Raw genomic sequence first — 8,079 nt, 5'->3', positions numbered from 1 at the left:
GTTCTTCGCCTTTCCTGACGAGGTCCGGCGGATCATCTACACCACGAATTCCATCGAGGCCCTGAACTCGAAGCTGCGCCGGGCCGTGCGCGCCCGCGGGCATTTCCCCAGCGACGAGGCCGCCGCCAAGCTGCTCTACCTCATCTTGAACCGCTCGGAGAAAGAGTGGAAGATGCCGCCCCGTGAGTGGACCATGGCAAAGGCCCAGTTCGCCGTCATCTTCGGCGAACGCTTTATCCGAGCCATGGCGGCGTAATGTTCAGCCGCCCGCCCACACACGAAATTCCTGACACTTCCTGCAATCTGCTATGGAAACCGGGTGTCGGAAGCGCTCGCTTCCCCTGCTGATGTCACTGCGCGGATCGCCGCGCTGGAGGCCTCGCTCGCCCGGGCCAATGCCGCACTCGCTGCCCGCGACCAGCTCATCGATACCCTGCGCGGATAGATCGCCCGGCTGCGGCGGATGCAGTTCGGTGCCTCGTCCGAGAAGCTCGGCCGCGAGATCGAGCAGCTCGAACTGGCGCTGGAGAAACCGGAAACGGAGCACGATGCGCCTGCGCTCGAGGTGGCCGACAGCGGCGCGGCCGGTGCCTGTCCGCAGTCTGCCGGAACATCTGCCGCGCGAGGAGGTCCTCCACGAACCAGCTTCAGGTACCTGCACCTGCCCGGACTGCGGCGGTGCGTTGCGCCCGCTTGGGTCCGATGCGCACGAGATGCTCGACATCGTGCCGGTGCGCTGGCGGGCCGTGCGCAACGTCCGCCCCAAATACAGCTGCCGGTCCCGTGAAAAGATTGTTTAGGCGCCCGTGCCGGTGAGCGCCATCGCGCGGGGCAAGGCGACCTTCGCGACGCTGGCGCACGTCGTCGTCTCCAAGTTCAACCACCATCCGCCGCTCTACCGCCAGGCCGAGATGATGGCGGCGCAAGGGCTCGACATCGACCGCTCGACGCTGGCGGGCTGGACCGGACAGGCCGCGGTGCTCCTCGACCCCATCGTCAGCCGCATCCGCGACGAGGTGCTCAAGGCCCACAAGATCCATGCCGAGCCTGCCCCGGCGAAGGCCGGGGACACGCCCGTGCCGGTGCTCGACCCCGGTCGGGGCAAGACGGCGACCGGGCGGTTATGTGTGTACGCGGCCGGAGACCAGGCGTCCGGCAGCCCGGCACCGCGTTCGACCTGGTATCGCTTCACGCCCGACCGAACCGCCGCGCACCTGCTGGCGCATCTCACCGGCTTCCGCGGTTTTCTCCAGGCCGATGCCTATGCCGGTTATGACGGACTGTATCGTGGTGGCGCCACCGAGGTCGCGTGCTGGGCGCATTTCCGGCGCAAGGTCTTCGATCTGCACGAGCGGTCGTCCACGCCGCTGACCACCGACATCCTTGGGCGGATCGGCGCGCTCTATGCCGTCGAGGCCGAGGTGCGCGGCCAACCGCCCGACGTGCGATGCCGGAGCCGGCAGGAGAAAAGCCGGCCGCTGCTCGATGCCTTGCGCGAGGTGCTCAACGCCGCCCTGCGTCGTCTGTCGCCTGGGTCCGACATGGCGAAGGCCATCGCCTATGGCACGAAGCGCTGGCCGGCGCTGTCGCGCTTCCTGGAGGACGGGCGTCTCGAGATCGACAACAACATCGCGGAGCGTGCGTTGCGCGGTGTGGCCGTCGGACGCCGCAACTGGTTGTTCGCCGGTTCTCGCGCAGGCGGCGAGCGCGCCGCGGCCATCTATACCGTCATCCAGACCCCGGCCTTCGCCGGGGCAGGCTCTGCAAGGCGAACGGCGTCGACCCGAAGGCCTATATCGCCGACGTTATCGCCAAAGTCGCAGGCGACTGGCCTGCCGGCCGCTGGGACGACATCATGCTCTGGAACTGGATGTCGCCGGCAGATCAGCCAACCGCGCAAGCCGCATAATCTGCGGTCTCCACGACGCGCTTACGCTGAGCGTGCCGCAAGCGGCGCATCTGAAAGCGGGGGAACAGCCATACGCCCTCCCTGGACCTTCGACTGCGTTCAGGCCGAACGGCGGTTTCTGGCAGCGCTACTCGTCACCCTGTTTTACCAAGCCTTCCCCGCCCTGGTTGTTCAAATGCAATCCTCGCACCCCAGAAGCAACGGGATGGACATGGCGATTACTATGTTCATCCCTCGGGGCGATCCATGACTCGATAATGCCAGAGGCCGATCGCGTTACGCCTTCAGACCCTTCGCCATGTTCAGATGCGCCGTCACGGTCGGGATCAAATCGCTTGCGAAGTTCTTGAGCGCCGGGGCGTCACCGATCGACGCATACCCTTTCAGCGACGTCGATTGCTCCAGCATGGCCCGCGGCTGTGCGTTGGGCGTCGCATCCGGCGTCATTCCGGTGGACAGCGTCTTCAGCTGCGCTCTCGAACCGCTGCCGACGCGAGGCGGTGACCCGCTCGACGACCTCGGCGGATGTGACGTCCGATATCCGCCGGGCGCGCGCTGCATCACCTCGGCGCGACTGTACGGCGTCGTTCGGGGATTCCTGTCAATATTCACTCGGTCGGCCCTCGCACGCCGACGTGGCGCAACATCGGTGCTGCCCGGCCACTCCGGACAAACACCCGCCTGAAATCTCTCCGCTGGAGCGAGGCTCAGCGTCCCCCATTCCCCGCCAGATAGCGGGCGATGGGGTCGATCATGTCCTTCGGGATGCGCCGTGCAATGACGGGCATCGTCGCGTGGCTCTTGCGCGCGTCGACGATATTCTTGTCGCCCTGCCAATGGCGCAGGCGCGCGGCGATATAGCTTGCCCGTTGTCCGGCGAGGACCGGATAGGGTTTGCCGGGTGTGTGACAGCTGACACAGGCGGGCAGCTGCTTGTCGGGTAGTCCGCGCTCGACGATCTGCGCCGCTGCCGCATCGCCCGCAGGTTGCGCACCCAGCCCCGGCATCGCGGCGAAGCGACGCGCGGCGGCCTCCATGTCGGCGGGCTCCATCCGCATCGCGACCTGCTGCATCACCGCACTCGACCGGGTGCCGTTGGCATAGCCCTTCAGCGCGGCGAGCAGATATTCGGGACTTTGGCCGCCCAGGATCGGAATGTCGGGCGCGCCGCGACCCCGGCCGTCCTTGCCATGGCACCCGGTACAATTGTCGGGATCGACGGCGGGTGAGGCTTCGGCGACCAGCGCGCGATATTGGGCGGGCGTCATGCCTGGCAGGCGGCGGACGAACGCGACCATGCGCCGCACCTCGTCCTGGCGGTCTTGCACGGCCCAGGCGGGCATGCCGGTATATTTGACGCCGTGCTGGAGGATCCAGAACAGCTGCTTGTCGGTCCATTCGCGCGCATTGACCGACAGGTCGGGCGCGGGCGGGGTGGCGGCCTGCATGACCGGCGCAGGCTTCTGCCCGGGCGCGCCGTGACAGACGGCGCAGCTATTGGCGAAATGCCCGGCCGCGCTCACCAGCCCGCTGGCGTCGGCGGGGTCCTTGGGGGCGGTGAAGGCGGCATGGGTGCGCACCGAATTGCGCATCGCCCAGTGGAGGAACCAGTCGGTGATCGCCCAATGCCCGCTGGAGGCGGCAAGGTTGATCATGCCCGACCAGGCCAGGCCCATGCCCAGCAGCGCCAGGCCGAGCAGAGCCGCCAGCGCCCGCTTCCAGGTGATGCGGATCGTCATGCGTGCGCTTCCTCTTTGGTCTGGAGCAGGCGCGCGAGCATCGCCAGCCCGCCGCACAGATAGGCGACGCCGCCGACCAGCAGCATCACGACGCCCGCCATCTGCTGATCCGCGAGCGCCCCCATGTCATGATGGCTGTAGAGCGGCCGCGGGGCGAGGCCGATCAGCGCGCCCAGCAGGGTCATATGCATCGAGGTGACGAGCAGGGCCGCGACCCCGGCGGCTCGGTGGCGTGGCGCGAGCACGGCGGCCCAGAGCAGCAGGCCGACCGCCAGGAAACTCATCTGTTCGGCGACCAGCCAGACCAGCCCATGGTCCGCCAGCCGCCGCAGCGCCGGGACATGGCAGCCCCAGACCACGACCGCCTCAACCATGGCGGCGGCCAGCGGGGTGGCGAGCCGGGGTAGACGAAGCGCCGGATCGAAACGTGTACCCTGAAGTCCCAGCGCGATCGGCGGCGCGGCGACCGCCACGGCGATCATGTGCGCGACCATATGCCCGGTCATGCCCCATGTGCTGAAGGCCCAGCCGACCGACAACAGGGCCACCCCCAGCATCAACCAGCTGCGCTTCATCGGCAATCGCCCAGCATCAGGACGGGCATGGCGGTGAAGATGACCGCGACGAAGCTCAAGCCCGCCAGCAGCATCGTCGAATAGGCCAGGAAGCGCAGCCGATCGATATCGGTGCCCTCGTTATGCGGCGGTGGATCGCCCGGCGTGCGGGACTGCTGCCACGCGATGACGCCCGAGGCGACGATGACGACCAGCGCGACGACCGTTCCGATCGCGAAGGCGGTGGGGAACAGCGCCCATTTCCCGATCCGCTCGCAAGAGATCGCGACCCAGAGATAGGAGAAGAGGAAATGCACCGCCCAGGTCGTGGGCGGCACGATCAGCGTCCACAGCGTGACGCGCAAGCTGTGCGCGCGTTTCAGCCAGCGCTTCACAGCCCCGTCTCCGGAAACAGGCCGATGGTCAGATAGGTGACGATCGCGGTCAAAGCGAAGAAATGCATATAGACGGTGATGTTGCGGATATCCGCGTCATGGGATGGCGTCATCTTGCCTGCGATGCTGCGCGCCAGCGTATAAAGCTGCATGATCGTCGCGATGGCGGCATGGACGACGGTCCAGACGACCAGCACCCAGACGATCGCCGGATAGACATTGGCCTCCGGGTCTAGCCCGTCCAGGCACCCGATCCCGGCGAACAGGCTGGCGATGGCGGTGGCGGCACCCGCGACGAGCAGCCCGCGCGCGGCATTGACCGAACCCCAGTGATGCACCTCGCGCGCGATCAGCGTGGCGGCCCAACTGGCCAGTGAAAGGCCCAGCGCGACCAGCGGTCCCCCGCTGCCCGACCCGTCAAAGCCTGCGCCGAAATCGGGATGGATGGTCCAGTAGAAATAATAGCCGAAGACTAGCCCCGAAAAGGCGGTGGCATCGGCCATCATCGTGATGAACATCGCCCACCAGCCGGGCGCGGCCGGGCCGGAGATATAGAGCGGCAGGCGCATGCCGTGCCCGATCGGCTTTTCGGGTTTTTCCGGAATCTCGGCGGTGTCCCACAGCCACCACAGGATGCAGCCGAGCGTCACCACACCGCCCAGCGCCGCGATCAGGTAGAGGTGATAGGTGGTCAGGATGAACACGCTGCCCAGCGCCACGGCGGTCAGCATCGGCTTGACGCTGGGGGTGCCCAGCCGGATCACTGAGACGGGTTTTGCGTCGAGAACGGAGGTGATGATCGTCTCGCGGCGGCCTTCCTCGGCATCGGGCAGGAAGAAGCGGCCTTCATCGACCTTGGCGACGAAATTCTTCTGGTCCCAGATCGGATAGCGGCTCTCGACCAGCGGCACCGATCGGATGCCCCAATCCTCGTCATCCGGGTGCGCCAGCCATTCCAGCGTGCCTGCATTCCACGGGTTGCGCGGCGACTTGGCGCGCGTCGGCGACAGCGCCAGATCGACGACCAGTACCAATACACCCGCCGCGAACATGTACGACCCGGCGGTGGAGGCCAGGTTCAACCAGCCGATGCCGAGTTCTTCCGGGTAGGTGAAGACGCGGCGCGGCATCCCCTCCAGCCCCGACAGATGCATCGGGAAGAAGGTCAGGTTGATGCCGACGAACATGATCCAGAAGGCGATGCGCCCCAACCGGTCGGATAGCTTCTTGCCGGTGATCAGCGGCCAGTAATAATAAAGCCCGCCGAACAGCGGCAGCAGCGTGCCGCCGATCAGCACATAATGCAGGTGCGCGACGATGAAATAGGTGTCGTGCGCCTGCCAGTCGAAGGGCGCGACCGCGACCATTACCCCGGTCAGCCCGCCGATGACGAACACCGCAAGGCTTCCCGACGCGTAGAGCAAAGGCGTCGACCATTTCACCTTGCCCGCCCAGAGCGTGGCGATGAAGGCGAAGATCTGCACGCCCGTCGGGATCGCGACGGCCTCCGAGGCGGCGGAGAAGAAGGCCAGGCTGATCTTGGGCAGGCCGGTCGCGAACATGTGGTGGACCCACAGCCCGAACGACAGGAAGGCGGTGCCGACAGCGGCCAGCACGATCCACGGATAGCCGAGCAGATGCCTTTGCGCGAAGGTCGGGATCATCATCGCGAACAGCGCGATGGAGGGCAGGAAGACGATATAGACTTCCGGGTGGCCGAAGATCCAGAACAGGTGCTGCCACAGCAGCGGATCGCCCCCGCGCGCGGCATCGAAGAACGGCCAGTTAAGCAGCCGCTCCATCTCGAACAACAGGTCGCCCGCGATCAGCGGCGGGAAGGCGAACAGGATCATCACCGCTACGACCAGGATATACCAGGCATAGAGCGGCATCAGGTTCAGCCGCATCCCCGGCGGACGGCATTTCAGCACGCCGACGATCAGCTCGACGGCGGCGGCCACCGACGATACCTCGATGAAGGACAGGCCCAGCATCCAGATATCGGCGCCAAGGCCCGACAGGTCGGTGCGGGTGGTGAGCGGCGGGTACATGAACCAGCCGCCATCGGGCGCGGCGTTGAAGAAGATCGAGCCGCCGACGAACACGCCGCCGATCAGGAAACTCCAGTAACCGAATGCCGATAGCCGCGGAAAGGGCAGGTCACGCGCGCCGAGCAGCTGGGGCAGCAGGATGATCGATACCGCCTCGAACATCGGCACGGCGAACAGGAACATCATCATCGAGCCGTGCAGCGTGAACAGCTGGTTGAAGGTGTTCGCCGAGACGAGGTCGTTGTCCGGCACCGCCAGCTGGGTGCGCATGATGAGCGCCAGCACGCCCGCGAACAGCATGAAGCCGAACGCGGTCAGCGTGTACCAGACGCCGACCCGGTTGTTATTGGTGTCGGTCCAGCGCAGGAACAGGCCGCTGGGTGGTTTCCACACCGCGCGCAGCCGGTCTTCCTGGGCGGCGCGAAGCTGGGGATCGTCCTGCGCGTGGAGGCTCATTTCAGGCCCTGAAGATAGCGGGCGAGGGCTACGCCCTCGTCATCCGACAATTGGGGGAAGGACGGCATCCGCACGCCGGGCTTGGTCTTTTCGGGGTGGCGGATGAAGGCGGCGACGTTCGCTTCCGTCATTGGCAGGATGCCCGCCGCCAGCGTCCGGCGCGATCCGAAATGGGTCAGGTCGGGACCGATCCTGCTGGGCGCGTTGACGCCCGCAATGCCGTGGCAGCCGCCGCATCCGTTTTCGGCGAACAGGCGCGCCCCGGCCGCGTCGCCCGGCCGGGCGGGGCGGGCCTGTTCGGCCAGCCACGCGTCGAAGGCGGCGGGCGGCATGGCGATGACGTCGAACGCCATCAGCGCATGGGACAGTCCGCAAAACTCGGCGCACTGCCCGCGATAGCGGCCGGGCTTGTCGGCGCGCACGACCAGGCTGTTGATGCGGCCGGGGATCATGTCCATCTTGCCCGCCAGCCCCGGTATCCAGAAGCTGTGGACCACATCGCCGCCGCTCAGGCGAAAGGCGACGGTGCGGCCGGTCGGGATGCGGATCTCATTGGCGCTCAGCACCGGCGGACGGCCCGGCGGCGCATAGGCGACGCGCCACCAGAATTGCTCGCCATCCACCGCGATGGTCAGGTCGGCGGGCGAGGCCGGGCGAGGGCGCATATAGGGCAGCGAATAGGCGAGCAGCCCGAGCAGGACGACGGTCGGGATGATTCCGCCCAGCCACAGGACGATCCGCATCCCCTTGCGATGGTCGATCGATCCTTCGGGCGCGCGGACGGCATGGCGCATCAGCAGCGCGACGCCGCCTGCGATCACCACCGCGCCGACCAGCATGATGATGAAAAGATGCCGAATATCGGCCGCATCCGCGCCGAACGGCGCCAGCGTGGATTGATGCGTGTTGCATCCCGCCAGCAAACCGGCCGTCACGATCGAAATGGCGCTGATCTTCCCCCGCATCGCCCCCAAA

The 8,079-nt window shown here is 66.8% G+C and carries 7 protein-coding genes and 1 pseudogene; 2 read left to right on the top strand and 6 right to left on the bottom strand.

Going from position 1 to position 8,079, the window contains the following annotated elements:
• Positions 1-256: transposase (locus SP5_RS02640; protein ID WP_042483678.1), on the top strand; the 256-nt coding region annotated here is incomplete at its 5' end.
• Between the two features lie 63 nt (positions 257-319).
• A pseudogene (gene tnpC / locus SP5_RS02635) lies at positions 320-1,909 on the top strand (IS66 family transposase).
• A gap of 276 nt (positions 1,910-2,185) precedes the next feature.
• Here tnpC and SP5_RS19710 read toward each other — a convergent pair.
• From SP5_RS19710 to coxB, 6 genes are all read right to left on the bottom strand, one after another.
• Entirely contained in the window at positions 2,186-2,470 is a 285-nt protein-coding gene (locus SP5_RS19710; protein ID WP_245613379.1) for a DUF305 domain-containing protein, read from the bottom strand.
• Between the two features lie 146 nt (positions 2,471-2,616).
• On the bottom strand, positions 2,617-3,648 hold the full coding sequence (locus SP5_RS02625) for a c-type cytochrome (protein WP_042483675.1): 1,032 nt from the start codon (positions 3,646-3,648) through the stop codon (positions 2,617-2,619).
• Positions 3,645-4,223, bottom strand: coding sequence for a cytochrome c oxidase assembly protein (locus SP5_RS02620; RefSeq protein ID WP_042483671.1), 579 nt, complete (start codon positions 4,221-4,223; stop codon positions 3,645-3,647). The genes SP5_RS02625 and SP5_RS02620 overlap by 4 nt, the downstream gene beginning before the upstream one ends.
• A complete protein-coding gene (locus SP5_RS02615; protein ID WP_042483667.1) occupies positions 4,220-4,597 on the bottom strand; it encodes a hypothetical protein in 378 nt (125 codons plus the stop codon). The genes SP5_RS02620 and SP5_RS02615 overlap by 4 nt, the downstream gene beginning before the upstream one ends.
• Positions 4,594-7,104: a cytochrome c oxidase subunit I gene (gene ctaD / locus SP5_RS02610; RefSeq protein WP_042483665.1), complete on the bottom strand. Its 2,511-nt coding sequence runs from the start codon at positions 7,102-7,104 to the stop codon at positions 4,594-4,596. Before ctaD ends, SP5_RS02615 begins: the two co-directional genes overlap by 4 nt.
• The gene (coxB, locus tag SP5_RS02605; protein ID WP_042483662.1) at positions 7,101-8,069 is read right to left on the bottom strand and encodes a cytochrome c oxidase subunit II; all 969 of its coding nucleotides are present in this window, start codon (positions 8,067-8,069) and stop codon (positions 7,101-7,103) included. The genes ctaD and coxB overlap by 4 nt, the downstream gene beginning before the upstream one ends.
• Between the last annotated feature and the right edge of the window lie 10 nt (positions 8,070-8,079).

It is taken from the genome of Sphingomonas parapaucimobilis NBRC 15100 (assembly GCF_000787715.1).
GTDB classification, from domain to species: domain Bacteria; phylum Pseudomonadota; class Alphaproteobacteria; order Sphingomonadales; family Sphingomonadaceae; genus Sphingomonas; species Sphingomonas parapaucimobilis.
Note: the sequence above shows the minus strand (reverse complement) of the source record. Positions and strands in the feature narration are given on the sequence as shown.

Coding starts and splice junctions, on each gene's coding strand:
- SP5_RS02625 (WP_042483675.1), bottom strand. CDS start 3,648: ATGACGATCCGCATCACCTGGAAGCGGGCGCTGGCGGCTCTGCTCGGC.
- SP5_RS02620 (WP_042483671.1), bottom strand. CDS start 4,223: ATGAAGCGCAGCTGGTTGATGCTGGGGGTGGCCCTGTTGTCGGTCGGC.
- coxB (WP_042483662.1), bottom strand. CDS start 8,069: ATGCGGGGGAAGATCAGCGCCATTTCGATCGTGACGGCCGGTTTGCTG.
- ctaD (WP_042483665.1), bottom strand. CDS start 7,104: ATGAGCCTCCACGCGCAGGACGATCCCCAGCTTCGCGCCGCCCAGGAA.
- SP5_RS19710 (WP_245613379.1), bottom strand. CDS start 2,470: ATGCAGCGCGCGCCCGGCGGATATCGGACGTCACATCCGCCGAGGTCG.